Raw genomic sequence first — 25,920 nt, 5'->3', positions numbered from 1 at the left:
GGCGATTCCTTATTTCAGCGGCGAGTTTTTACGCTCAATGCTGTAGCGCTCGAGTTCTTTGTACGGCACCACTTTGCTCTTCTTCTTACGCACATCGACCACGGTCATGCGGTCGGTACAGGAGTAGCAAGGGTCCAGGCTACCGATAATCAGCGGCGCATCGGAAACGGTGTTGCCGCGCAGCATGTAGCGCAGGGTCGGCCAGTTCGCGTAGGTCGCCGCACGGCAGCGCCAGCGGTACAGCTTCTGGTTGTCGCCGGTCATGCTCCAGTGGATATCGTCGCCGCGCGGCGCTTCGGCAAAGCCCAGCGCGAAACGGTGCGGAATGTAGGTAAAGCCTTCCACCATCAGCGGACCGCCCGGCAGGTTATCCAGACCGTAGTCGATCATGTTCAGCGCGGTATAGACTTCGTTGATACGCACTTTCAGACGGGAAATAACGTCGCAGCCCTGCTCGCTGTGGACTTCCATTGGCAGCAGGCCATAACCAACAAACGGGTGATCGGCACGGGTATCACGGGCGTGACCGCTGGCACGGACCATCGGGCCAACGTTACTGAAGTCGCGAGCGATTTCCGGGTCCAGACGACCAATACCGACGGTGCGTTGTTCCATGTTCGGTGTGCTCAGCAGCACATCCACCAGCTCCTGCACTTCACGACGCATCTGTTGTGCCAGCTGGCGGGTCTGGATCATGTCGTCTTTCAGCAGATCGCGACGAATCCCGCCGATCAGGTTCAGGCCGTAGGTTTTACGTGCACCGGTAAGGATCTCTGCCATTTTCATGGAGGTTTCACGCACGCGGAAGAACTGCATAAAGCCGGAGTCGAAGCCGGTAAAGTGACAGGCCAGGCCGAGGTTGAGCAGATGCGAGTGCAGGCGTTCCACCTCCAGCAGAATGGCGCGGATCATCTGCGCTCGTTCTGGCACCTGAATACCCATCGCGTTTTCCACCGACGTGGTGTAGGCGGTGCTGTGAGCAAAGCCGCAGATCCCGCACACACGGTCAGAGAGGAAGGTCACTTCGTTATAACCCATGCGGGTTTCCGCCAGTTTTTCCATGCCGCGATGAACGTAGAACAGACGGTAGTCGGCGTCGATAATGTTTTCGCCATCGACAAACAGACGGAAGTGGCCCGGTTCGTCGGAAGTGACGTGCAGCGGACCAATCGGCACGACGTTGTTTTTCTTGTCGCCCAGTTCGTTGATGAACTCGTAGGTTTCAGCATCGGTAGTTGGTGCCGGACGCTGACGATAATCCATGCTGTCTTTACGCAGCGGATAAAGTTCATCCGGCCAGTCATCCGGCAGCACCAGACGACGTTCATCCGGCAGCCCTACCGGAATCAAACCGTACATATCGCGCACTTCACGCTCGCCCCACACCGCCGCCGGAACGCGCGGCGTTACGGACGGATATTCCGGTTTGTTGGCGTCAACTTCAACGCGCACGGTTATCCAGCATTTGGTGCCCTTCTCCATCGACAGCACGTAGTAAACGGCGTAATGACCATTAAGTTTGCGTTCGTCGTTACCAAACAGCACCGACAGCCAGCCCCCCTGCTTGTAGTAGAGAAACTCCACCACTTCCGGCAGGTAGTTCACCTTCACGGTCACGGTCAGCTGATCTTTGGTCTGCCAGGCGTGGTCCAGCACGACGCCCGGAAATGCCTCATTCAGCGCGGCGAGATAATGTTGACCTAATTTTTCTTCAGACATGCTCAAACTCTCTTTAATCACGCCGCCAGCAAGGAGACGAACGCTAAAAATGCAAAGCCAAACCCGGCCCAGGTAATGCGTGGTGTAATATCAAGACGCAGACGGGCCATGCTGTTTTCGAACAGCGCGATAACCAGGACGCCAACCACCAGTTTGACGATGGCAATCACCAGCGCCAGCAGCAGCCCACCGACGGTGAAGGTTTCCATTTGTCCCCACGGAATAAACACCCCGACGAACATCTGCAACACCACCAACTGTTTCAGGCTGATGCCCCATTTCATGACGCCAAAACCGCTGCCGCTATACTCAGAGAGCGGACCTTCCTGCAACTCCTGCTCGGCTTCCGCCAGGTCGAACGGCAGTTTGCCCATTTCGATAAAAGTGGCGAACGCACAGGCACAAAGCGCCAGCACCAGCGGGATGCTCTGGCTCAGTGGCCAGTGATAAACGGTGTCGGTGATGTTGCTGATGTTGGTGGAACCGGCAACCTGTGCGGCGACCCACAGACCAAGCAGCAGCATCGGTTCAACCAACACGCCAAGCATCGCTTCACGGCTCGCGCCGATAGCGGTAAACGGGCTACCGGTATCCAGACCAGAAATGGCAAAGAAGAAACGCGCGATGGCGAAGAGATACAGTAAGGTGATCAAATCGCCCAGTTGCGGCAGCGGAGAACCGACGGTCACCACCGGCAGCGCAGTGGCGATAGTCAGCATGACGCCCACCATCACATACGGCGTCAGGCGGAACACCCAGCCGGAGGCATCCGGGCCAACGCTCTGACGCCCCAGCAGTTTGATAATGTCGCGATACTCCTGCAACACACCCGGCCCACGACGGTTATGCAGACGGGCGCGCGCTACGCGGGTAATACCGGAGAGCAGCGGCGCAACGGCAAATAGCACCAGCGCCTGAATTAACGGATATAAAACACTCATTCTCAGGCTCCTCGTGAAACAATAATCACCACCAGCACCGCCAGTTCAACCAGCGCCATCCGGCGGAACAGCAACGCACTCCCCTCGCACTGCCAGCCCGGTACCAGCGACACCGGATTCAGCCATTTGCGCAGTTTCAGCACCGGCGCAAACGCCTGTTTCACCGGCATGGCAAAACCGTGAGCAGTAATCACCATTGATTTTTCATGGTCGTAGCCGCACACCCAGGCCGCGCCGCGGAAACGCGACGGCAAACGATCGCCTTTGCAAATCGCCATAATGATGAATGGCAGCAGCGGGCAGGCAATCAGCAGCAACGTGATCATTGGTTGAGAAACGGTGGTGTTAGCAGGCTCCAGCGGCAGAGGTACAGCAGCAGAGAGCATCGGCAGCAGCCACGGCGCAGCAACACCGCCAATTACGCAGCAAATCGCCAGTGCCACTACGCTTACGCTCATCAGGAGCGGCGCACAGGTGGCGTTTTCGGCTTCTTTGGTACGCGGCGCGCCGAGGAAAGTAACGCCATAGACTTTCGCCATACACATCACCGCCAGCGCACCGGTAATTGCCAGCCCCACGGCGAGCAGCGGCCCGAGAAGACGGGCAACAAACGCGCCACTATTGCTCAGTTTGAAGAAGGATTGATAGATAACCCATTCCCCGGCAAAACCGTTCAGCGGCGGCAGCGCAGCCATTGCCATCAGCCCGACTAACATGGCGATGGAGATAACCGGCATTTTCTTGCCAATACCACCGAGTTTTTCGATATCGCGATGACCGGTACGGAACCAGACGCTCCCCGCACCAAGGAACAGTACGCTCTTGAACAGGCTATGGTTAAGCAGATGGTACAGACCACCGACCAGACCAAGGGCAATCAGCGCCGGTTGTTCGAGCGCGATACCCGTTACGCCAGCGCCCAGCCCCAGCAGGATAATGCCGATATTTTCCAGGGTGTGGTAAGCCAGCAGGCGTTGGATATTATGCTCCATCAGCGCATACAGACCACCGACGAACGCGGTGATCATACCGAGCACCAGCAGCGCGATCCCCCACCACAGCGGTGCGTTACCGCCCAGCAGTGACAGAGTTAAAATACCCAGCAGGCCAATTTTCATCACCACCGTGGAAAACAGCGCGGCAGCTGGCGCAGAGGCGTTAGCATGAGCCTGTGGCACCCAGCCGTGCAGCGGGATAATCCCGGCCAGCAGGCCAAAACCAATCACACCGAGCAGCCAGATATCGGAACCAAGCGGCAGCTGTTGCATGCGCATATCCAGCAGGCGCAGATCCAGCGTGCCGTAACGCTGCCACAGCAGCCAGCAAGCAATCGCCAGCAGCAGAGTGCCAAGACGCCCCAGCGCAAACCACAGTTTGCCCTCTTTGCTGTTGCTGGTGAGGAACACCGCACACAAGGCCATGACTTCGGCCATTACCACGAACATGCCGAGGTTGCTGGCAATGACGGCGCAGACGGCGGCAGCCATCAACATATTGATCTGCAAGCCGTTGCACTTCACCTGCGCGTGGCGATGCCAGTCAATGTTGTAGAGGCTGACAAACAGACCGCACAGACCGAGCGTAATCAGCCAAATCGCGTTAAGCGGAGAGATTTGCACATCGTAGCTTACCAGCGACAGCGCACCGCTCACGCCAACCGCGCCAGTCAGTACAGTGAAGCCCGCGGCTGCCGTATACAGACTACCCACCGCGCCGCCAATTCCGGCTATCCAGCCGCTTAGCGCCTTTTGAAAAGAAAAGAGAAATGCCAGAACAGCGGCGGCGACAAACCACGCCACGCCGCTATTGATCAGGGAAATTGCGCTCATTTAGCCTCTCCACTTTGAGCCTGCTGAAACAAGGTGAGATCGCCAAAGTCCGTGTTAAAAGTCAGCTCACGCTTACGTTTGCTGACGCGGGCGATATCGGTGTTATCCACCAGATGCAGGGCTTTAGTCGGGCACATCCGCACGCAGGCCGGACCTTGTTCATCAAAACTGCAAAGGTCACATTTGACGGCGATCGCGCGAATACCTGGCACCCAGTCAAGCAGCGTACTGACACGCGCCGGAGCAGGCGGTGCCGGTGGCGCTTTCGGAGTATTGGCGTTTGCCGGAATATCCAGCGGACGGCTGCCGGAAAATTCAATTGCGCCAAACGGGCAGGCGATGCCGCACAGTTTGCAGCTTACGCACAGACTTTCATTTAGCTGCACAGCCCCATCAACGCGGGTGATGGCGTTAACCGGGCAGACCGTTGCGCAGGGTGCATCTTCACAGTGGTGGCAAAGTTGTGGCGCAGATTCTTTTTCATTCAACATCACTCGCAGGCGCGGCATAGATTGCAGCCCATGCTGGCGATGCGTCTCTGAACAGGCGGCCTCACAGGTGTGACAGCCGATACAGAGCGTGGAGTCAGCAATTACAAAACGATTCACCAGTCATTCCTCAGGTGATTGTCATTTTTGACGAAAACATGCCGATGAAATGTCATTTTCGACACTCATCGACACGCCCATCCCCAAACAGGCGTAACGCCTGCAAAACGGGCAAAGCCTCAGCTCATGCTGCCGGGCTTTGTCCCTTTACCAGTTGGCTTAAATTCACCGGCACATTGTTTTCAATGGCGGTATATAAGCTGTCGTAAACGCCAGCGATTTTTTCGAGATAGTGTTCCAGAACTTGTTCGCGATCGCGGATGTTGACCTTGCCATCAATCATGCCGTCAATGCTCAGTTGCGCCTGCGCAATCCGCTGTTTGTCTTCACCATCTTTTGTTTCGACGTAATACTCGATGGTGTGGCTGTTAAAGCCATCCGCCAGGGTGACATAAATACGAAAATGTTCAAAAAGGACGAAACAGAGTTCTTTGTCCGGCGCGCAACTCATGGCGTGATGCAGGCGCGCTTTCGATAACGTGATCCCCTGAACCAGCGAATTGCAGTAGATGTGCCACTGGTCCTGTAGGCGACGATGCCGCTGTGCGATGTAATCGGCTTTCTCGCTTATTTCCCAAATAGTCATTGTCAGGTTACCCGTTTAACAGAGATGCCAGCTTTAAGCATTTTCTGTGCCAACTTTTAATTTATTGTTATTAAAGAGATTTTTAAGCTAAAGATGAATTTCGTCGCCGTGTCGACGTGTCATTTCGACATCATCGACATTATTCACCGCAGGGATAATCAACACTGGCACAATTATTGCTTGTAGCTGGCGATAGTTAATGGGAGGCGATATGCACGAAATAACCCTCTGCCAACGGGCACTGGAATTGATCGAACAGCAGGCCGCAAAACACGGCGCAAAACGCGTAACTGGGGTCTGGCTCAAAATTGGCGCATTTTCTTGTGTCGAAACCAGCTCTCTTGCCTTTTGTTTTGATCTGGTTTGCCGCGGCAGCGTGGCGGAAGGTTGTAAACTGCACCTCGAAGAACAAGAGGCCGAATGCTGGTGTGAAACATGCCAACAGTATGTGACGCTACTGACCCAGCGCGTCCGCCGCTGTCCACAGTGTCATGGTGATATGCTACAGATTGTGGCAGACGACGGTTTACAGATTCGGCGGATAGAAATAGACCAGGAGTGAGCGATGTGTACAACATGCGGTTGCGGTGAAGGCAACCTGTATATCGAGGGTGATGAACATAACCCTCATTCCGCGTTTCGTAGCGCGCCATTTGCCCCGGCGGCACGCCCGAAGATGAAAATCACCGGCATTAAAACGCCTGAATTTACCCCCAGCCAGACTGAAGAAGGCGACCTGCATTACGGTCATGGCGAAGCGGGCACTCACGCGCCGGGCATGAGCCAGCGTCGGATGCTGGAAGTCGAAATTGACGTGCTGGACAAAAATAACCGTCTGGCTGAACGCAACCGCGCGCGCTTTGCTGCCCGCAAGCAACTGGTGCTCAACCTGGTTTCCAGCCCTGGTTCCGGTAAAACCACCCTGCTGACGGAAACCTTAATGCGCCTGAAAGATAGCGTTCCGTGTGCGGTGATTGAAGGCGACCAGCAAACCGTGAACGATGCCGCGCGCATTCGCGCTACCGGCACGCCAGCGATTCAGGTGAATACCGGTAAAGGTTGCCATCTTGACGCACAGATGATCGCCGACGCCGCGCCGCGCCTGCCACTGGACGATAACGGTATTCTGTTTATCGAAAACGTTGGCAACCTCGTATGTCCGGCGAGCTTCGATCTCGGTGAAAAACACAAAGTGGCGGTGCTTTCCGTTACCGAAGGTGAAGACAAACCGCTGAAATATCCACATATGTTTGCCGCCGCCTCACTGATGCTGCTCAACAAAGTTGACCTGCTGCCGTATCTCAACTTTGACGTTGAGAAGTGCATCGCCTGCGCCCGCGAAGTCAATCCAGAAATTGAAATCATCCTTATTTCCGCCACCAGCGGCGAAGGGATGGACCAGTGGCTGAACTGGCTGGAGACACAGCGATGTGCATAGGCGTTCCCGGCCAGATCCGCACCATTGACGGCAACCAGGCGAAAGTCGACGTCTGCGGCATTCAGCGCGATGTCGATTTATCGTTAGTCGGCAGCTGCGATGAAAACGGTCAGCCACGCGTGGGCCAGTGGGTACTGGTTCACGTTGGCTTTGCCATGAGCGTAATTAATGAAGCCGAAGCGCGCGACACTCTCGACGCCTTACAAAACATGTTTGACGTTGAGCCGGATGTCGGTGCGCTGTTGTATGGCGAGGAAAAATAATGCGTTTTGTTGATGAATATCGCGCGCCGGAACAGGTGATGCAGTTAATTGAGCATCTGCGCGAACGAGCTTCACATCTCTCTTACACCGCCGAACGCCCTCTGCGGATTATGGAAGTGTGTGGCGGTCATACCCACGCCATTTTTAAATTCGGCCTCGACCAGTTGCTGCCGGAAAACGTTGAGTTTATCCACGGTCCCGGTTGCCCGGTGTGTGTACTGCCGATGGGTAGAATCGACACCTGCGTGGAGATTGCCAGCCATCCGGAAGTCATCTTCTGTACCTTTGGCGACGCCATGCGCGTACCAGGGAAACAGGGTTCGCTGTTACAGGCAAAAGCGCGCGGTGCCGATGTGCGCATCGTTTACTCGCCGATGGATGCGTTGAAACTGGCGCAGGAGAATCCAACCCGCAAAGTGGTGTTCTTCGGCTTAGGTTTTGAAACCACCATGCCGACCACCGCCATCACTCTGCAACAGGCAAAAGCCCGCGATGTGCAGAATTTTTACTTCTTCTGCCAGCACATTACGCTCATCCCAACACTGCGCAGTTTGCTGGAACAGCCGGATAACGGTATCGACGCGTTCCTCGCGCCCGGCCACGTCAGTATGGTTATCGGCACCGACGCCTATAATTTTATCGCCAGCGATTTTCATCGTCCGCTGGTGGTTGCTGGATTCGAACCGCTTGATCTACTACAAGGCGTGGTCATGCTGGTGGAGCAGAAAATAGCGGCCCACAGCAAGGTAGAGAATCAGTATCGTCGGGTGGTGCCGGATGCCGGTAACCTGCTGGCGCAACAGGCGATTGCCGATGTGTTCTGTGTCAACGGCGACAGCGAATGGCGCGGCTTAGGCGTGATTGAATCTTCTGGTGTACACCTGACGCCGGATTATCAACGATTCGATGCCGAAGCGCATTTCCGCCCGGCACCGCAGCAGGTCTGCGATGACCCGCGCGCATGTTGTGGAGAAGTATTAACGGGCAAATGTAAGCCGCATCAATGCCCGCTGTTTGGTAACACCTGTAATCCTCAAACCGCGTTTGGTGCGCTGATGGTTTCCTCCGAAGGAGCGTGCGCCGCGTGGTATCAGTATCGTCAGCAGGAGAGTGAAGCGTGAATAATATCCAACTCGCCCACGGTAGCGGCGGCCAGGCGATGCAGCAATTAATCAACAGCCTGTTTATGGAAGCCTTTGCCAACCCGTGGCTGGCAGAGCAGGAAGATCAGGCACGTCTTGATCTGGCGCAGCTGGTAGCGGAAGGCGACCGTCTGGCGTTCACCACCGACAGCTACGTCATCGACCCGCTGTTCTTTCCTGGTGGCAATATCGGCAAGCTGGCGATTTGCGGCACCGCGAACGACGTAGCGGTCAGTGGCGCTATTCCGCGTTATCTCTCCTGTGGCTTTATCCTTGAAGAAGGATTACCGATGGAGACGCTGAAAGCCGTTGTGACCAGCATGGCAGAAACCGCCCGCGCGGCAGGCATTGCCATCGTTACTGGCGACACTAAAGTGGTGCAGCGCGGCGCGGCAGATAAACTGTTTATCAACACCGCTGGTATGGGCGCAATTCCGGCGAATATTCACTGGGGCGCACAGACGCTAACCGCAGGCGATGTATTGCTGGTTAGCGGTACACTCGGCGACCACGGGGCGACTATCCTTAACCTGCGTGAGCAGCTGGGGCTGGATGGCGAACTGGTCAGCGACTGTGCCGTACTAACGCCGCTTATTCAGACGCTGCGTGACATTCCCGGCGTGAAAGCGCTGCGTGATGCCACCCGTGGTGGTGTAAACGCGGTGGTACATGAGTTCGCGGCAGCCTGCGGTTGTGGTATTGAACTTTCAGAAGCGGCACTGCCGGTTAAACCTGCTGTGCGTGGCGTTTGCGAGCTGCTGGGACTGGACGCCCTTAACTTTGCCAACGAAGGCAAACTGGTGATCGCCGTTGAACGCAACGCGGCAGAGCAAGTGCTGGCAGCGTTACATTCCCATCCACTGGGGAAAGACGCGGCGCTGATTGGTGAAGTGGTGGAACGTAAAGGTGTTCGTCTTGCCGGTCTGTATGGCGTGAAACGAACCCTCGATTTACCACACGCCGAACCGCTTCCGCGTATATGCTAATAAAATTCTAAATCTCCTATAGTTAGTCAATGACCTTTTGCACCGCTTTGCGGTGCTTTCCTGGAAGAACAAAATGTCATATACACCGATGAGTGATCTCGGACAACAAGGGTTGTTCGACATCACTCGGACACTATTGCAGCAGCCCGATCTGGCCTCGCTGTGTGAGGCTCTTTCGCAACTGGTAAAGCGTTCTGCGCTCGCCGACAACGCGGCTATTGTGTTGTGGCAAGCGCAGACTCAACGTGCGTCTTATTACGCGTCGCGTGAAAAAGACACCCCCATTAAATATGAAGACGAAACTGTTCTGGCACACGGTCCGGTACGCAGCATTTTGTCGCGCCCTGATACGCTGCATTGCAGTTACGAAGAATTTTGTGAAACCTGGCCGCAGCTGGCCGCAGGTGGGCTATACCCCAAATTTGGTCACTATTGCCTGATGCCACTGGCGGCGGAAGGGCATATTTTTGGTGGCTGTGAATTTATTCGTTATGACGATCGCCCGTGGAGTGAAAAAGAGTTCAATCGCCTGCAAACATTTACGCAGATCGTTTCTGTCGTCACCGAACAAATCCAGAGCCGCGTCGTTAACAATGTCGACTATGAGTTGTTATGCCGGGAACGCGATAACTTCCGCATCCTGGTCGCCATCACCAACGCGGTGCTTTCCCGCCTGGATATGGACGAACTGGTCAGCGAAGTCGCCAAAGAAATCCATTACTATTTCGACATTGACGATATCAGCATTGTCTTACGCAGCCACCGTAAAAACAAACTCAACATCTACTCCACTCACTATCTTGATAAACAGCATCCCGCCCACGAACAGAGCGAAGTCGATGAAGCCGGAACCCTCACCGAACGCGTCTTCAAAAGTAAAGAGATGCTGTTGATTAATCTCCACGAGCGGGACGATTTAGCCCCCTATGAACGCATGTTGTTCGACACCTGGGGCAACCAGATTCAAACCTTGTGCCTGTTACCGCTGATGTCTGGCGACACCATGCTGGGCGTGCTGAAACTGGCGCAATGCGAAGAGAAAGTATTTACCACTACCAATCTGAGCTTACTGCGCCAGATTGCCGAACGTGTGGCAATCGCTGTCGATAACGCCCTCGCCTATCAGGAAATTCATCGTCTGAAAGAACGGCTGGTTGATGAAAACCTCGCCCTGACCGAGCAGCTCAACAATGTTGATAGTGAATTTGGCGAGATTATTGGCCGCAGCGAAGCCATGTACAGCGTACTTAAACAAGTTGAAATGGTGGCGCAAAGTGACAGTACCGTGCTGATCCTCGGTGAAACTGGTACAGGTAAAGAGCTGATTGCCCGCGCGATCCATAATCTCAGTGGGCGTAATAATCGCCGCATGGTCAAAATGAACTGCGCGGCGATGCCTGCCGGATTGCTGGAAAGCGATCTATTTGGTCATGAGCGTGGGGCTTTTACCGGTGCCAGCGCTCAGCGCATTGGTCGTTTTGAACTGGCGGATAAAAGCTCACTATTCCTCGATGAAGTGGGCGATATGCCGCTGGAGTTACAGCCGAAGTTGCTGCGTGTATTACAGGAACAGGAGTTTGAACGTCTTGGCAGCAACAAAATCATTCAGACGGACGTACGTTTAATTGCCGCGACTAACCGCGATCTGAAAAAAATGGTCGCCGACCGAGAGTTCCGTAGCGATCTCTATTACCGCCTGAACGTATTCCCGATCCACCTGCCGCCACTACGCGAGCGTCCGGAAGATATTCCGCTGCTGGCGAAAGCCTTTACCTTCAAAATTGCCCGTCGTCTGGGGCGCAATATCGACAGCATTCCTGCCGAGACGCTGCGCATCCTGAGCAACATGGAATGGCCGGGCAACGTGCGTGAGCTGGAAAACGTCATTGAGCGCGCGGTATTGCTAACACGCGGCAACGTGCTGCAGCTGTCATTGCCAGATATTGCTTTACCAGAACCTGAAACGCCGCCTGCCGCAACGGTTGTCGCTCAGGAGGGCGAAGATGAATATCAGTTGATTGTTCGCGTGCTGAAAGAAACTAACGGCGTGGTTGCCGGACCTAAAGGCGCTGCGCAACGTCTGGGGCTGAAACGCACGACCCTGCTGTCACGGATGAAGCGACTGGGAATTGATAAATCGGCATTGATTTAACAGATGTGGTTATACTCGATCAACATTCAATGAAAGGAGGCAGTATGGCAGTTTCAGCAAGAAATCAATTAACCGGAACAGTTAGCGCAGTAGCAATGGGCGCTGTGAATGATGAAGTAGAACTGACGCTGGCAGGTGGTGCAAAGCTGGTGGCAATTGTTACACACAGCAGCCAGCAGGCTCTTGGTCTGGCAAAAGGGAAAGAAGCGATTGCCCTGATTAAAGCCCCGTGGGTAACACTGGCAACGGAAGACTGTGGACTGAAATTCTCTGCTCGCAACCAGTTTGCTGGCAGCGTGTCGACAATCACCGAAGGCGCAGTGAACGCCACTGTCCATATCAAAACGGATGCGGGTTTTGAAATTGTGGCAGTGGTAACAAATGAAAGTCAGGATGAAATGAAACTCACCACTGGCTCGCGCGTTATTGCATTGATCAAAGCATCAGCCATCCTGATTGCCACCAAAGCGTAAACGCCTTATTTGCCGGAGAGTATGGCTCTCCGGCAGATTTATTTCTTTGGACGATATTTTTCTGGCAACTCCGGCACCGGACGCTTGTCATCGATGAGATGACGCACGGTTAAGATCGGATGACGCCACAGCATTCGCGGCCCGGCCCAACGCATAATCTGTTTCATCTCTTCACGCTTTGCTGGCTGGTAACAGTGCACCGGACACTGCTTACAGGCTGGTTTCTCTTCGCCGAACACACATTTATCCAGCCGCTTTTGCGCGTAGGCAAACAGCGCGTCGTAATGCTCCGGCTCCGCTGACGCCTGCGGGCATTTCGCTTGATAAAGATCGATCATTTTTTTAATCGTCAGTTTTTCACGAGAGATACGCTTGCCGGACATGCTGCCTCCATACTCTTAAGGTGTATTTATATTACAACTTAATTTGAAAGGGGACTATGGCTCTGAAGGAGGAGGTTTATTCAACCGACGCAATTTTGCGTACTTGCTTCATAAGCATCACGCAAAAGCTGCAAAACAGCATCTTTCCCGGAATCACCATCAAGAACTCGCCGTTCGCTTCTTCCCCTGAAATGATTAACTCCGGTATCATGTGCGCCTTATGTGATTACAACGAAAATAAAAACCATCACACCCCATTTAATATCAGGGAACCGGACATAACTCCATGAGTGCAATAGAAAATTTTGATGCCCATACGCCAATGATGCAGCAGTATCTCAAGCTGAAAGCCCAGCATCCCGAGATCCTGCTGTTCTATCGGATGGGTGACTTTTACGAACTGTTTTATGACGACGCGAAACGCGCCTCGCAGCTGCTGGATATTTCACTGACCAAACGCGGTGCTTCCGCGGGAGAGCCGATCCCGATGGCGGGGATCCCCTACCATGCGGTGGAAAACTATCTCGCCAAACTGGTGAATCAGGGCGAGTCCGTTGCCATCTGCGAACAAATTGGCGATCCGGCGACCAGCAAAGGGCCGGTCGAGCGCAAAGTTGTCCGTATCGTTACGCCGGGCACCATCAGCGATGAAGCGCTGTTGCAGGAGCGTCAGGATAACCTGCTGGCAGCTATCTGGCAGGACAGCAAAGGGTTCGGCTACGCGACGTTGGATATCAGCTCCGGGCGTTTTCGCCTTAGCGAACCGGCGGACCGCGAAACGATGGCTGCAGAGCTGCAACGTACCAACCCGGCAGAGCTGTTGTATGCAGAAGATTTCGCCGAGATGTCGCTGATTGAAGGTCGTCGCGGCCTGCGTCGTCGTCCGCTGTGGGAGTTTGAAATCGACACTGCGCGCCAGCAGTTGAATCTGCAATTTGGCACCCGCGATCTGGTCGGTTTTGGCGTCGAGAACGCGCCGCGCGGACTTTGTGCTGCCGGTTGTCTGTTGCAGTATGCGAAAGATACCCAACGCACGACCCTGCCGCATATTCGTTCTATCACCATGGAACGTGAGCAGGACAGCATCATTATGGATGCCGCGACGCGTCGTAACCTGGAAATTACTCAGAACCTGGCGGGCGGTGCGGAAAACACGCTGGCTTCAGTGCTCGACTGCACTGTAACGCCGATGGGTAGTCGTATGCTGAAACGCTGGCTGCATATGCCAGTGCGCGATACCCGCGTGTTGCTTGAGCGCCAGCAAACTATTGGCGCATTGCAGGATTTCACCGCCGAGATACAGCCTGTGCTGCGTCAGGTGGGCGACCTGGAACGTATTCTGGCGCGTCTGGCGTTACGTACTGCTCGCCCGCGCGATCTGGCCCGTATGCGCCACGCTTTCCAGCAACTGCCGGAGTTGCGTGCGCAGTTAGAAAATGTCGATAGTGCACCGGTACAAGCGCTGCGTGAGAAGATGGGCGAGTTTGCCGAGCTGCGCGATCTGCTGGAGCGAGCAATCATCGACACACCACCGGTGCTGGTACGCGACGGTGGTGTTATCGCATCGGGCTATAACGAAGAGCTGGATGAGTGGCGCGCGCTGGCTGACGGTGCGACCGATTATCTGGAGCGTCTGGAGGTCCGCGAGCGTGAACGTACCGGCCTGGACACGCTGAAAGTTGGCTTTAATGCAGTGCACGGCTACTACATTCAGATCAGCCGTGGGCAAAGCCATCTGGCACCGATTAACTACATGCGCCGCCAGACGCTGAAAAACGCCGAGCGTTACATTATTCCGGAGCTGAAAGAGTACGAAGATAAAGTTCTCACCTCAAAAGGCAAAGCACTGGCTCTGGAAAAACAACTTTATGAAGAGCTGTTCGACCTGCTGTTGCCGCATCTGGAAGCGTTGCAACAGAGCGCGAGCGCGCTGGCGGAACTCGACGTGCTGGTGAACCTGGCGGAACGGGCCTATACCCTGAACTACACCTGCCCGACCTTTATTGATAAACCGGGTATTCGCATTACCGAAGGTCGCCATCCGGTAGTTGAACAAGTACTGAATGAGCCGTTTATCGCTAACCCGCTGAACCTGTCGCCGCAGCGCCGCATGTTGATCATTACCGGTCCGAACATGGGCGGTAAAAGTACCTATATGCGCCAGACCGCGTTGATTGCGCTGATGGCGTATATCGGCAGCTACGTACCGGCGCAAAAAGTCGAGATTGGCCCGATCGACCGTATCTTTACCCGCGTAGGCGCGGCAGACGATCTGGCATCCGGGCATTCAACCTTTATGGTGGAGATGACCGAAACCGCCAATATTTTACATAACGCCACCGAGTACAGTCTGGTGCTGATGGATGAGATTGGGCGCGGAACTTCCACTTACGATGGTCTGTCGCTGGCGTGGGCATGCGCGGAAAATCTGGCAAATAAGATCAAAGCGTTGACGCTGTTTGCTACCCACTATTTCGAGCTGACCCAACTGCCGGAGAAAATGGAAGGCGTCGCCAACGTGCATCTCGATGCGCTGGAGCACGGCGACACCATTGCCTTTATGCACAGCGTGCAGGATGGCGCGGCGAGCAAAAGCTACGGCCTGGCGGTTGCTGCTCTGGCGGGCGTGCCAAAAGAGGTTATTAAGCGCGCACGGCAAAAACTGCGTGAGCTGGAAAGCATTTCGCCGAACGCCGCTGCTACGCAAGTGGATGGTACACAAATGTCTTTGCTGTCCCTACCGGAAGAAACTTCGCCTGCGGTCGAGGCACTGGAAAACCTCGACCCGGATTCACTGACTCCGCGTCAGGCGCTGGAGTGGATTTATCGCTTGAAGAGTCTGGTGTAATAACAATTCCCGATAGTCTTTTGCTATCGGGAATATTAACGACAACTGACGAATCAAATAAAAATACCCTGTATAATAGGAAATCTTATTTTACAGGGTAAAACCATGCCATCTACACGCTATCAAAAAATCAATGCCCATCACTATCGCCATATATGGGCCGTTGGTGATATTCATGGTGACTATCAATTATTACAATCCCGCTTACATCAACTCTCTTTTTGCCCTGAAACCGACTTACTTATTTCTGTCGGCGATAATATTGATCGTGGGCCGGAGAGTCTTAACGTGCTGCGCCTGCTAAACCAGCCCTGGTTTACATCGGCTAAAGGCAACCACGAAGCGATGGCGCTTGAGGCATTCGAAACTGGCGATGGAAATATGTGGCTTGCCAGCGGTGGTGACTGGTTTTTCAATTTAAATGATTCAGAGCAACAAGAGGCAATAGATCTGTTGCTGAAATTCCATCACCTTCCACATATTATTGAAATCACTAACGACAACATAAAATATGTCATCGCACATGCAGATTATCCGGGTGATGAATATCAGTTTGGTAAAGAAATAGCAGAAAGCGAATTACTCTGGCCTGTTGATCGCGTGCAGAAATCATTCAAGGGAGAGTTAAAAGAAATAAACGGTGCCGACTGTTTTATCTTTGGACATATGATGTTTATAAATATCCAGACATTTGCCAATCAGGTTTATATTGATACCGGCTCGCCGGAAAGCAGACGGTTATCGTTTTATAAAATTAAATAACGTGGCCGGGTAAAGCAAAGCCTCTACCCGGCACTTTTTTATTAACACTTACCTTCCGCCAGCAGCGGCGGGATGCTCGGCACCATCGGCGCGTCATCAATATCTTTCTGCGTCATGCGGAACGCTTCGGGATAATGTTCGCGGCTGGTGCGGCGCAGCGGTTCGGTATCGCGCCAGGTATAAAGGCAATGCTGGCACTGATATACCGTCCAGACATCTTTTACCGGCGATTTCGCCATCACTTCAATCTGTTCATCGGCACAACGTGGACAAATCATCTTGTTCTCCTTATTGACGTGCGGCCAGCATAGCGGTCAGTTTTTCAGCCCAGGCTTTGGTTTCCGGTAAATCCACCACCGGCTGACTGTAGTGACCACGGTTGTCCGGGGCGACAGGCGTGGTGGCGTCGATAATCAGCTTGTCGGTGATCCCCGCCGGACTTGAGCCAGGGTCGAGTTCCAGCACGGACATATTCGGCAACTGCACCAAATCCCCTGCCGGGTTCACTTTCGAAGAGAGCGCCCACATCACCTGCGGCAGGTTGAACGGATCAACGTCTTCATCGACCATAATCACCATCTTCACGTAGCCCAGACCGTGCGGCGTGGTCATCGCACGGAGGCCCACCGCGCGGGCAAAGCCACCGTAGCGTTTTTTGGTGGAGATAATCGCCAGCAGGCCGTGGGTGTACATGGCGTTTACCGCCTGCACTTCCGGGAACTCAGCTTTCAGTTGTTGATACAGCGGCACACAGGTGGCTGGCCCCATCAGGTAGTCGATTTCCGTCCACGGCATCCCGAGATAGAGCGATTCAAAAATGGGTTTGCTGCGATAAGAGACTTTATCAATGCGCACGACGGTCATATTGCGCCCGCCGGAGTAGTGGCCGGTAAACTCACCGAATGGCCCTTCAATCTCGCGTTTGCGGCTTTCGATGACTCCTTCGAGGATCACCTCCGAGCCCCACGGCACATCAAAACCGGTCAGCGGAGCGGTGGCGATCGGGTACGGACTTTCGCGCAGCGCGCCCGCCATTTCGTACTCGGACTGATCGTATTTCAGCGGCGTGGCCCCCATCAGGGTGATGATCGGGTCGTTACCCAGGGTGATGGCAATCGGCAGATCTTCACCGCGCTCTTCCGCTTTATGCAGATGCAGGGCGATATCGTGCATCGGCACCGGTTGCAGACCGAGCTTACGCTTACCCTTCACTTCCATACGGTAGATGCCGACGTTCTGCTTGCCGAAGTTATCCGGATCAAGCGGATCGCGGGAAACCACGCACGCTTTGTCGAGATAGAAACCGCCATCGCCATCGTTTAAACGAAACAGCGGCAGGATATCGAACAGGTTGATCTCGTCGCCATCAACGGTGTTCTGCGCCCAGGCCGGATTGGCGCGGCGCTCCGGGGCAATCGGGAAGTTATCCCAGCGGCGGATAAACTCATCAATCTGTTTTTTAACCGGGGTATTTGGCGGCAGGCCGAGGGAAATCGCGTGGTTCTGCCAGGAACCGATGGTGTTCATTGCCACGCGGGCATCGGTAAAGCCGCGAATATTATCAAACCACAGCGCGGGCGCGCCGTCGCCGATACGCCCGGTGGCGTTAGCTGCTGCTGCCAGATCCGGTTCCGCGTTCACCTCTTCGCTGATTTTCAGCAATTGCCCATGGTCGTCGAGCGCCTGTAAAAAGCTGCGTAAATCATCAAATGCCATTATTCATTCTCCTGAGAAAAATTCCGGGCCTGCGGCAATCCTTGCCAGCGCCTGGCGTGAGGATGTTCGAGGCCAAATTGATCCAGCACGCGGGCTACCACGTGGTGGACAATGTCATCTACCGTTTCGGGATGGTTATAAAAGGCAGGCATCGGCGGCACCATCGCCACGCCCATGCGCGAAAGTGCGAGCATATTTTCGAGATGGATTGTGCTAAGCGGCATTTCACGCGGCACCAGCACCAGTTTGCGGCCTTCTTTGAGCACGACGTCCGCCGCGCGCCCCACCAGGCCATCGGCGTAACCGGCACGGATACCGGCGAGCGTTTTCATACTGCACGGAATAACGATCATGCCGTCGGTACGAAAGGAACCTGAGGAGATGGTTGCGGCCTGATCCGCCGGGTTATGGCAGAAGTCTGCGAGGGCAGCAACATCGCGGGCGTTGTAAGGCGTTTCCAGTTCAATGGTGGTTTTCGCCCACTTCGACATCACCAGATGAGTCTCGACATTCGGCATCTCCCGCAGCGCTTGCAGTAATGCCACACCAAGAGGCGCTCCGGTGGCCCCTGTCATCCCGACGATCAGTCTCATTGTTAATTCTCTTAATTGTTCGTACACGAACGTTATTATTAAAATACGCCTCTGTTCTCATCGCGGCAAGCACTGAAAAGTAACAACATCCCCTGCGTCACTGAAAAACCGCTATGATAGCGGCAGATAGTTTGCCCGGAGTTTACATGGCGTTACGAAATAAAGCGTTCCATCAGTTACGACAGCTTTTTCAGCAGCACACGGCTCGCTGGCAGCACGAGTTACCTGATCTGACCAAACCACAGTACGCGGTGATGCGCGCCATTGCTGATAAACCTGGTATCGAACAGGTGGCACTGATAGAAGCAGCCGTCAGCACCAAAGCAACGCTGGCAGAAATGTTGGCACGAATGGAAAATCGTGGCTTAGTCAGACGAGAACATGACTCTGCTGATAAGCGGCGACGCTTTGTCTGGCTGACTGCCGAAGGAGAAAAGGTACTTGCTGCGGCGATACCGATTGGTGACAGTGTGGATGAGGAATTTTTGGGGCGTTTGAGTGCAGAAGAGCAGGAGCTGTTTATGCAGCTGGTGCGCAAGATGATGAGCAAATAGGATGTTGATTGCCGGATGGGACGCTGACGTGTCTTATCCAGGCGACGAAACACACCAACTCCCCATACAAAAGAAAAAGGCCAGCCTCATAAGAGACTGGCCTTTCTGACAGATGCTTACTTACTCGCGGAACAGCGCTTCGATATTCAGCCCCTGCGTTTGCAGGATTTCGCGCAAACGGCGCAGGCCTTCAACCTGAATCTGGCGAACACGTTCACGGGTGAGGCCAATTTCACGACCTACATCTTCCAGTGTTGCCGCTTCGTACCCCAGCAAACCGAATCGACGTGCCAGTACTTCACGCTGTTTGGCGTTCAGCTCGAACAGCCATTTGACGATGCTCTGCTTCATATCGTCATCTTGCGTGGTATCTTCCGGACCATTCTCTTTTTCATCGGCCAGGATGTCCAGCAACGCTTTTTCGGAATCACCACCCAGCGGGGTGTCTACCGAGGTAATGCGCTCGTTAAGACGAAGCATACGGCTGACGTCATCAACTGGCTTATCCAGTTGCTCTGCGATCTCTTCCGCACTTGGTTCGTGGTCCAGCTTATGGGACAACTCACGTGCGGTTCGCAGGTAAACGTTCAGCTCCTTTACGATGTGAATCGGCAAACGAATAGTACGGGTTTGGTTCATAATCGCCCGTTCGATCGTCTGGCGAATCCACCAGGTTGCGTATGTTGAGAAGCGGAAACCACGTTCCGGGTCAAACTTCTCTACCGCGCGGATCAGCCCCAGGTTGCCCTCTTCGATAAGATCCAGCAACGCCAGACCACGATTGCCATAACGGCGGGCAATTTTTACCACCAGACGCAAGTTACTCTCGATCATCCGGCGGCGAGAGGCAACATCTCCACGCAGTGCGCGACGCGCAAAATAAACTTCTTCTTCGGCCGTTAACAGTGGTGAATAACCAATCTCACCAAGGTAAAGCTGAGTCGCGTCCAGCACACGCTGTGTGGCTCCCTGCGATAACAGTTCCTCTTCGGCCAAATCGTTATCACTGGGTTCCTCTTCTACTAAGGCCTTTTCGTCAAAAACCTCAACTCCGTTCTCATCAAATTCCGCATCTTCATTTAAATCATGAACTTTCAGCGTATTCTGACTCATAAGGTGGCTCCTACCCGTGATCCCTTGACGGAACATTCAAGCAAAAGCCTGGTTCCGCCGATTTATCGCTGCGGCAAATAACGCAGCGGGTTTACGGATTTCCCCTTGTAACGAATTTCAAAATGCAAGCGTGTTGAACTGGTTCCGGTGCTACCCATGGTTGCTATTTTTTGCCCCGCCTTCACTTCTTGTTGTTCCCGGACCAGCATTGTGTCGTTATGGGCGTAGGCACTCAGGTAATCATCATTATGTTTGATGATAATCAGATTACCGTAGCCGCGCAGCGCGTTACCGGCATAAACAACGCGTCCATCTGCAGTCGCGATAATTGCCTGTCCTTTGCTGCCTGCGATATCAATCCCCTTGTTGCCCCCCTCAGAAGCGCCAAAGGTTTCGATCACTTTGCCCTCAGTCGGCCAGCGCCAGGTGGAGATAGGCGTACTGGTTGATGTACTGCTGACAGTCGGCTCGGTTGTGCTTGCTGTTGGTACCGTTACAGGCGCTGTGACCGTGGTCGCAGTTGGCTTGTTGTTCGGCAACATTTTGTTAGCACTCTGTTCACCCGAAGACTCAGAATACGTAATTGTCGGTTGCGAAGCAACAGCAACGGTGGAATTTTGTGCAGGCTTGATCACAACTCCTTGCTCTGCTGCGTCGGCCTGGGTAATGGCATTTCCGCCAGTGATTGGCGTACCGGAAGCATTCCCCACCTGTAAGGTCTGACCGACGTTCAGCGCGTATGGTGCCTGAATATTGTTGCGCTGAGCAAGGTCACGGAAATCGTTGCCAGTAATCCAGGCGATATAGAAAAGTGTGTCGCCTTTTTTCACTGTATAGGTACTGCCGCTATAACTGCCTTTCGGAATGTTCCCATACTGACGGTTATAGACGATGCGTCCGTTTTCCATCTGTACCGGCTGCTGAGCTACTGGCTGCACCGGCTGGATTTGCGGTTGTTGAGTGGCCTGAATTTGTGGCTGCTGTACCGGCTGAATTTGCGGTTGCTGAGCTGTAGACGTCGTCCCCATTTTCGGCGGCGGCGTAATCAACATACCAGAATTGGTATTTGCAGGCGCATTGCCATTAACGGAGCTGACCGGGGCCGGTGGATTTGAAGTGTCAGAACAGCCTGCCAGCCATAGCGAAACCAGTGACAAAGCCGCAATGCGGCGAACGGTGAATTTTGGGCTTCCCGCGCTCATTTATCCCCCAGGAAAAATTGGTTAATAACCAGTGACATAATTACCGTGCAAGGCACCATACTGAACACTGGAAAAGATGTTCACGATACGCTGACCTGCGGCAAAATAACCAGGAAAAATCCAGGTATTTCCTCACGTTTTAAGCCAGCTCACCCTTCACTAAAGGGACAAAGCGCACGGCCTCCACGGTATCGATAATAAATTCGCCTCCCCGACGACGCACCCGTTTCAAATACTGGTGCTCCTCCCCTACGGGTAAGACGAGAATCCCGCCTTCGTCCAGCTGCGTCATTAGCGCAGTTGGAATTTCCGGCGGTGCCGCCGTAACAATGATAGCGTCAAACGGCGCACGTGCCTGCCAACCTTGCCATCCATCGCCATGACGGGTTGAAACATTATGTAAATCAAGATTTTTCAGGCGGCGACGCGCCTGCCACTGCAAGCCTTTAATCCGTTCAACCGAGCAAACATGCTGGACAAGATGCGCCAGGATTGCCGTTTGATATCCCGAACCGGTGCCAATTTCCAGCACCCGCGACTGCGGCGTCAGCTCGAGTAATTCGGTCATTCGCGCCACCATATACGGCTGCGAAATTGTCTGCCCCTGACCTATCGGCAAGGCGATATTGTCCCAGGCTTTTTGTTCAAACGCTTCATCAACGAATTTTTCACGCGGCACGGCGGCAAGTGCATTCAGCACCTGCTCATCCTGAATACCTTGCGCACGTAATTGATCCAGAAGTGCTTGTACGCGTCTGCTTACCATTGCGTGCCAACTCCCACGCTGTTTAACCAGTCTGAAACCACATCTTGCGCGCTATGCGCAGTTAAATCCACATGCAGCGGCGTGATGGAGACATAGCCCTCATCTACCGCAGCAAAATCGGTCCCCGGACCGGCATCACATTTACCGCCCGGCGGGCCAATCCAGTACAGCGTATTGCCGCGCGGATCTTGCTGCGGGATCACCTGATCTGCCGGATGTCGTGTACCGCAGCGCGTCACGCGAATACCTTTGATTTGATCCAAGGGTAAATCCGGAACGTTAATGTTAAGAATACGTCCGGTGCGCAGCGGCTCTTTACACAGTGCGCGCAAAATTGAACAGGTTACCGCCGCGGCAGTGTCGTAATGTTTATGCCCGTCAAGCGAGACGGCAAGCGCCGGAAAACCTAAATGACGGCCTTCCATCGCGGCGGCTACCGTACCGGAATAAATAACATCATCCCCCAGATTCGGCCCGGCGTTAATTCCGGACACAACAATGTCCGGGCGCGGACGCATCAGAGCATTCACGCCAAGATAGACGCAATCGGTCGGGGTTCCCATTTGCACAGCAATATCACCATTTTCAAAGGTAAACGTGCGCAGGGAGGATTCCAGTGTCAGAGAATTTGAAGCGCCGCTGCGGTTACGATCGGGGGCGACCACCTGAACGTCAGCAAACTCACGCAAGGCTTTCGCCAGCGTTTGTATACCGGGTGCATGTACCCCGTCATCATTACTCAGCAATATGCGCATAATCACCTGTTGTGTTGATAAGTTCCCTGACAACGCTGGTTGCAAAACTTCCCGCCGGAAGCCAGAAACGGATTTCTACGGTGACGTCATCCCACCAGTTCCAGCTTAATTGTTGCGGATACAGCAGCATCGCTCTGCGCGCGGCTTCAACTTTTTCGCGCACCAGTAAGGCTTGTAATTCAGTTTCTGCGGCGACAGCTGCTTGTTCGAATGCCAGCGCTTCACACTGAGTTCCCCATTCGCCACTGCCCGGCAATGCGGCGGTTATCATTAGCTCTTTATCGTTGACGCGACGCTGTAATTCCGCCAGTTCTTCGGTGGTTGCAACAAACCAGCTACCACGTCCGGCTAATTGTAGCGCATCGCCGTCAACAACTTGATTAACGTCTGCTTTTTTGAGGCGCTCAGCAACAATCTGATTAAACAACGCACTGCGGGCTGCCGACAACCAAAAACTCCGTTTATTGCGATCGCGCACCGGAGTATTGGTTTGCGCCCAGCGCAGCGCACCCTGCAAGTTGCTACCGCCAATACCAAAACGCTGAGCACCAAAATAATTAGGCACGCCTTTTACGCAAATATCGATGAGACGTTGTTCAACATCGTCACGGTTGCTTACATCGCGCAGCACCAGAGTGAAAGCATTACCTTTTAGTGCACCTAAACGCAACTTACGCTTGTGTCGCGCATACTCCAGCACCTGACAACCTTCCAGTTGAAAAGCACTGAGGTCCGGCATCTCTTTACCTGGCACTCGTGCACAAAACCACTGTTCCGTAACAGCATGTTTATCTTTTTGCCCAGCGAAGCTGACTTCACGGGCATGAATTTTCAGGAATTTCGCCAGTGCATCCGCCACAAAACGGGTATTGCAGCCGTTTTTGAGGATTCTAACCAGAATATGCTCACCTTCACCATCAGGCTCAAAGCCCAAATCTTCCACCACCACAAAGTCTTCCGGATTCGCTTTCAGCAGCCCGGTGCCTTGCGGTTTGCCGTGGAGGTAAGTGAGATTATCGAACTCAATCATTTCGTTGCCTTAATGAGTAGCGCCACCGCTTCACAGGCAATCCCTTCCCCACGTCCGGTAAATCCCAGTTTTTCCGTAGTAGTGGCTTTCACGTTAACATCATCCATATGGCAGCCGAGATCTTCGGCAATAAACACGCGCATTTGTGGAATGTGCGGCAACATCTTCGGTGCCTGAGCGATGATAGTGACATCGACGTTGCCGAGGGCATAACCTTTCGCCTGAATACGACGCCAGGCTTCGCGCAACAGCTCGCGGCTGTCGGCACCTTTAAATGCCGGATCGGTATCCGGGAACAGTTTGCCGATATCCCCCAGCGCCGCCGCGCCAAGCAATGCATCGGTCAACGCATGGAGCGCCACGTCGCCATCAGAATGCGCCAGCAGCCCTTTTTCGTAAGGAATGCGCACGCCACCAATGATAATTGGGCCTTCACCGCCAAAGGCGTGTACGTCAAAACCGTGTCCAATTCGCATTATGTATTCTCCTGATGGATGGTTCGGGTGAGGTAAAATTCGGCCAGCGCCAAATCCTCCGGGCGCGTGACTTTAATGTTATCCGCGCGGCCTTCGACCAACTGCGGATGAAATCCGCAATATTCCAGCGCCGAGGCTTCGTCAGTAATAGTCGCGCCTTCATTTAGAGCGCGCGTCAGACAGTCATGTAACAGCTCACGAGGGAAAAATTGCGGCGTCAGCGCGTGCCATAAGCCGTTGCGATCAACGGTATGAGCAATGGCATTTTTGCCCGGTTCGGCACGTTTCATCGTATCGCGCACTGGTGCGGCGAGGATCCCTCCCGTGCGGCTGGTTTCGCTCAACGCCAACAATCGCGCGAGGTCATCCTGATGCAGACAAGGACGAGCGGCATCATGCACCAATACCCACTGCGCGTCGCCAGCGGCTTTCAAACCTGCCAGCACGGAATCGGCACGCTCATCACCGCCATCTACAACGGTGATTTGCGGATGATTCGCCAGAGGAAGTTTTGCAAAACGGCTATCGCCAGGACTTATGGCAATGACGACACGTGTCACCCGGGGATGCGCCAGCAGCGCATGCACCGAGTGTTCAAGAATGGTTTGATTACCGATTGAGAGATATTGCTTAGGACATTCCGTTTGCATTCGACGGCCAAATCCGGCCGCCGGAACCACGGCGCAAACATCCAAATGAGTGGTTGCCATGTTAATTCCTGGGCTGATTTATCGATTGTTTTGCCCCGCAGACTGTGCGCGCTTCGACGCGTCAGGCACCAGACGATAAAAAGTTTCGCCCGGCCTGGTCATGCTGAGTTCATTACGCGCACGCTCTTCGAGCGCCTCCTGGCCGCCATTGAGATCGTCAATTTCGGCAAAAAGTTGATCGTTTCGCGCTTTAAGTTTCGCGTTTGTAGCTTGCTGTGCCGCCACATCATCATTGACGCGGGTATAGTCATGTATACCGTTCTTACCGAACCACAGCGAATACTGTAGCCAGACCAGAATAGCCAGCAACAGCAGCGTTAGTTTACCCATCCTGCCCCCTGAAAAACGGCATCATCATCCCATGCATCCGAAGACGACTCTACATCCTCTGTTGGGGATACCGCGACAACGCGGGCAAATGTACCACATTTGTCCATTGTTACGTATACCCAGGGCGTGCAGAACATAATCTCATTATTAGTTACGGTTTGAATTATGAACAGAGGAGACAAGAAAGTACAAATTAGCCCAGTAGCCACATAAACAGTGCGCCAAACATAATGCCTACTGTCATCAGGGTGAAAACAATACTGTAGCGTAGCTTTCCGTCCATCAATGAATGCAGCGCAATCCCCACCACTACCGCGACAGGCATCAGTGCCAGAAAGAAAGGCCAGGTGTAGATAAAGAAGAACAGCGTGTTAGAGCCATAAATCAACATCGGCATCGCCAGCGCAAATAACCAGGAGATAAAACCGACCACGGCACCAGGCAGTGACCATGTGGTTTCTTCATCCTCAGTAAGGCTGTCGTTATTTGTTAGTGTAATGTTATGGCTATTACGCATATTTGATCCTGTTACTTTGACGAACCGG

At 53.8% G+C, this 25,920-nt stretch carries 29 protein-coding genes; 10 read left to right on the top strand and 19 right to left on the bottom strand.

Annotated features, from left to right (window positions below; translation table 11 throughout):
- Positions 1-9: 9 nt before the first annotated feature.
- The 5 genes from hycE to hycA form a co-directional block, all read right to left on the bottom strand.
- Complete coding sequence (hycE, locus tag ACJHYW_RS12535; protein ID WP_001288122.1) at positions 10-1,719, bottom strand: formate hydrogenlyase subunit HycE; 1,710 nt, start codon at positions 1,717-1,719, stop codon at positions 10-12.
- A gap of 17 nt (positions 1,720-1,736) precedes the next feature.
- On the bottom strand, positions 1,737-2,660 hold the full coding sequence (gene hycD, locus ACJHYW_RS12530) for a formate hydrogenlyase subunit HycD (protein WP_000115226.1): 924 nt from the start codon (positions 2,658-2,660) through the stop codon (positions 1,737-1,739).
- A gap of 2 nt (positions 2,661-2,662) precedes the next feature.
- Positions 2,663-4,489: a formate hydrogenlyase subunit 3 gene (hycC, locus tag ACJHYW_RS12525; protein ID WP_001274404.1), complete on the bottom strand. Its 1,827-nt coding sequence runs from the start codon at positions 4,487-4,489 to the stop codon at positions 2,663-2,665.
- Entirely contained in the window at positions 4,486-5,097 is a 612-nt protein-coding gene (hycB, locus tag ACJHYW_RS12520; RefSeq protein ID WP_001079173.1) for a formate hydrogenlyase subunit HycB, read from the bottom strand. Before hycB ends, hycC begins: the two co-directional genes overlap by 4 nt.
- A gap of 124 nt (positions 5,098-5,221) precedes the next feature.
- The gene (hycA, locus tag ACJHYW_RS12515; RefSeq protein ID WP_000158056.1) at positions 5,222-5,683 is read right to left on the bottom strand and encodes a formate hydrogenlyase regulator HycA; all 462 of its coding nucleotides are present in this window, start codon (positions 5,681-5,683) and stop codon (positions 5,222-5,224) included.
- 211 nt (positions 5,684-5,894) lie between these two features.
- Here hycA and hypA point away from each other — a divergent pair, with 211 nt between their 5' ends.
- The 7 genes from hypA (at position 5,895) to ACJHYW_RS12480 (ending at position 12,137) form a co-directional block, all read left to right on the top strand.
- Entirely contained in the window at positions 5,895-6,245 is a 351-nt protein-coding gene (hypA, locus tag ACJHYW_RS12510; RefSeq protein WP_001299100.1) for a hydrogenase maturation nickel metallochaperone HypA, read from the top strand.
- Positions 6,246-6,248: 3 nt separating this feature from the next.
- Positions 6,249-7,121: a hydrogenase nickel incorporation protein HypB gene (hypB, locus tag ACJHYW_RS12505; protein WP_000337682.1), complete on the top strand. Its 873-nt coding sequence runs from the start codon at positions 6,249-6,251 to the stop codon at positions 7,119-7,121.
- A complete protein-coding gene (gene hypC, locus ACJHYW_RS12500; RefSeq protein WP_000334876.1) occupies positions 7,112-7,384 on the top strand; it encodes a hydrogenase 3 maturation protein HypC in 273 nt (90 codons plus the stop codon). Before hypB ends, hypC begins: the two co-directional genes overlap by 10 nt.
- Positions 7,384-8,505, top strand: coding sequence for a hydrogenase formation protein HypD (hypD, locus tag ACJHYW_RS12495; protein WP_001212979.1), 1,122 nt, complete (start codon positions 7,384-7,386; stop codon positions 8,503-8,505). The genes hypC and hypD overlap by 1 nt, the downstream gene beginning before the upstream one ends.
- Entirely contained in the window at positions 8,502-9,512 is a 1,011-nt protein-coding gene (hypE, locus tag ACJHYW_RS12490; protein ID WP_001059943.1) for a hydrogenase maturation carbamoyl dehydratase HypE, read from the top strand. The genes hypD and hypE overlap by 4 nt, the downstream gene beginning before the upstream one ends.
- 73 nt (positions 9,513-9,585) lie before the next feature.
- Positions 9,586-11,664 (top strand): formate hydrogenlyase transcriptional activator FlhA, encoded by a 2,079-nt coding sequence (gene flhA / locus ACJHYW_RS12485; RefSeq protein ID WP_001361307.1) that lies wholly within the window; start codon positions 9,586-9,588, stop codon positions 11,662-11,664.
- Positions 11,665-11,708: 44 nt separating this feature from the next.
- The gene (locus ACJHYW_RS12480; protein ID WP_000301062.1) at positions 11,709-12,137 is read left to right on the top strand and encodes a molybdopterin-binding protein; all 429 of its coding nucleotides are present in this window, start codon (positions 11,709-11,711) and stop codon (positions 12,135-12,137) included.
- Between the two features lie 38 nt (positions 12,138-12,175).
- Here the strand turns inward: ACJHYW_RS12480 and ACJHYW_RS12475 are convergent, their stop codons facing one another.
- Together ACJHYW_RS12475 and ACJHYW_RS12470 are read right to left on the bottom strand one after the other, a co-directional pair.
- Positions 12,176-12,520 (bottom strand): nitrous oxide-stimulated promoter family protein, encoded by a 345-nt coding sequence (locus ACJHYW_RS12475; protein ID WP_000015479.1) that lies wholly within the window; start codon positions 12,518-12,520, stop codon positions 12,176-12,178.
- A 76-nt stretch (positions 12,521-12,596) separates the two neighbouring features.
- Entirely contained in the window at positions 12,597-12,731 is a 135-nt protein-coding gene (locus ACJHYW_RS12470) for a hypothetical protein (protein WP_000611937.1), read from the bottom strand.
- A 75-nt stretch (positions 12,732-12,806) separates the two neighbouring features.
- Between ACJHYW_RS12470 and mutS the strand changes: the two genes are divergently transcribed.
- Together mutS and pphB are read left to right on the top strand one after the other, a co-directional pair.
- A complete protein-coding gene (gene mutS, locus ACJHYW_RS12465) occupies positions 12,807-15,368 on the top strand; it encodes a DNA mismatch repair protein MutS (protein ID WP_410233361.1) in 2,562 nt (853 codons plus the stop codon).
- Between the two features lie 105 nt (positions 15,369-15,473).
- Positions 15,474-16,130 (top strand): protein-serine/threonine phosphatase, encoded by a 657-nt coding sequence (pphB, locus tag ACJHYW_RS12460; protein ID WP_001141294.1) that lies wholly within the window; start codon positions 15,474-15,476, stop codon positions 16,128-16,130.
- A 41-nt stretch (positions 16,131-16,171) separates the two neighbouring features.
- Here the strand turns inward: pphB and ACJHYW_RS12455 are convergent, their stop codons facing one another.
- Genes ACJHYW_RS12455 through ACJHYW_RS12445 form a run of 3 tightly spaced genes read right to left on the bottom strand, consistent with a single transcriptional unit; the run spans position 16,172 to position 18,439 of the window.
- Positions 16,172-16,408, bottom strand: coding sequence for a non-oxidative hydroxyarylic acid decarboxylases subunit D (locus ACJHYW_RS12455; protein WP_000562981.1), 237 nt, complete (start codon positions 16,406-16,408; stop codon positions 16,172-16,174).
- Between the two features lie 10 nt (positions 16,409-16,418).
- On the bottom strand, positions 16,419-17,846 hold the full coding sequence (locus ACJHYW_RS12450) for a non-oxidative hydroxyarylic acid decarboxylases subunit C (RefSeq protein WP_000863203.1): 1,428 nt from the start codon (positions 17,844-17,846) through the stop codon (positions 16,419-16,421).
- Positions 17,846-18,439 carry a non-oxidative hydroxyarylic acid decarboxylases subunit B gene (locus tag ACJHYW_RS12445; protein WP_001237173.1) on the bottom strand — a complete coding sequence of 198 codons (594 nt, stop codon included), beginning with the start codon at positions 18,437-18,439 and terminating at the stop codon, positions 17,846-17,848. Before ACJHYW_RS12445 ends, ACJHYW_RS12450 begins: the two co-directional genes overlap by 1 nt.
- A gap of 146 nt (positions 18,440-18,585) precedes the next feature.
- Between ACJHYW_RS12445 and ACJHYW_RS12440 the strand changes: the two genes are divergently transcribed.
- Positions 18,586-18,993 (top strand): MarR family winged helix-turn-helix transcriptional regulator, encoded by a 408-nt coding sequence (locus ACJHYW_RS12440; RefSeq protein ID WP_001208071.1) that lies wholly within the window; start codon positions 18,586-18,588, stop codon positions 18,991-18,993.
- 120 nt (positions 18,994-19,113) lie between these two features.
- On the opposite strand, the gene rpoS is transcribed toward ACJHYW_RS12440, so the two are convergent.
- The 9 genes from rpoS to ACJHYW_RS12395 form a co-directional block, all read right to left on the bottom strand.
- Positions 19,114-20,106 carry an RNA polymerase sigma factor RpoS gene (rpoS, locus tag ACJHYW_RS12435; protein WP_000081550.1) on the bottom strand — a complete coding sequence of 331 codons (993 nt, stop codon included), beginning with the start codon at positions 20,104-20,106 and terminating at the stop codon, positions 19,114-19,116.
- Positions 20,107-20,168: 62 nt separating this feature from the next.
- On the bottom strand, positions 20,169-21,263 hold the full coding sequence (gene nlpD / locus ACJHYW_RS12430; protein ID WP_306174120.1) for a murein hydrolase activator NlpD: 1,095 nt from the start codon (positions 21,261-21,263) through the stop codon (positions 20,169-20,171).
- A gap of 184 nt (positions 21,264-21,447) precedes the next feature.
- Positions 21,448-22,074: a protein-L-isoaspartate O-methyltransferase gene (gene pcm / locus ACJHYW_RS12425; RefSeq protein WP_000254708.1), complete on the bottom strand. Its 627-nt coding sequence runs from the start codon at positions 22,072-22,074 to the stop codon at positions 21,448-21,450.
- Positions 22,068-22,829 carry a 5'/3'-nucleotidase SurE gene (gene surE / locus ACJHYW_RS12420; RefSeq protein ID WP_001295182.1) on the bottom strand — a complete coding sequence of 254 codons (762 nt, stop codon included), beginning with the start codon at positions 22,827-22,829 and terminating at the stop codon, positions 22,068-22,070. Before surE ends, pcm begins: the two co-directional genes overlap by 7 nt.
- Positions 22,810-23,859 (bottom strand): tRNA pseudouridine(13) synthase TruD, encoded by a 1,050-nt coding sequence (truD, locus tag ACJHYW_RS12415; RefSeq protein WP_000568908.1) that lies wholly within the window; start codon positions 23,857-23,859, stop codon positions 22,810-22,812. Before truD ends, surE begins: the two co-directional genes overlap by 20 nt.
- A complete protein-coding gene (ispF, locus tag ACJHYW_RS12410) occupies positions 23,856-24,335 on the bottom strand; it encodes a 2-C-methyl-D-erythritol 2,4-cyclodiphosphate synthase (RefSeq protein WP_001219237.1) in 480 nt (159 codons plus the stop codon). Before ispF ends, truD begins: the two co-directional genes overlap by 4 nt.
- Positions 24,335-25,045, bottom strand: coding sequence for a 2-C-methyl-D-erythritol 4-phosphate cytidylyltransferase (gene ispD / locus ACJHYW_RS12405; protein ID WP_000246153.1), 711 nt, complete (start codon positions 25,043-25,045; stop codon positions 24,335-24,337). The genes ispF and ispD overlap by 1 nt, the downstream gene beginning before the upstream one ends.
- An 18-nt stretch (positions 25,046-25,063) precedes the next feature.
- A complete protein-coding gene (gene ftsB / locus ACJHYW_RS12400) occupies positions 25,064-25,375 on the bottom strand; it encodes a cell division protein FtsB (protein ID WP_000517476.1) in 312 nt (103 codons plus the stop codon).
- Between the two features lie 193 nt (positions 25,376-25,568).
- Positions 25,569-25,892: a DUF3561 family protein gene (locus tag ACJHYW_RS12395; protein WP_001246103.1), complete on the bottom strand. Its 324-nt coding sequence runs from the start codon at positions 25,890-25,892 to the stop codon at positions 25,569-25,571.
- Positions 25,893-25,920 lie beyond the last annotated feature (28 nt).

Origin of the sequence: Escherichia sp. WS3063 (assembly GCF_046486595.1) — a bacterium.
GTDB classification, from domain to species: domain Bacteria; phylum Pseudomonadota; class Gammaproteobacteria; order Enterobacterales; family Enterobacteriaceae; genus Escherichia; species Escherichia coli.
This window is presented reverse-complemented; position numbering and strand designations above follow the sequence as displayed.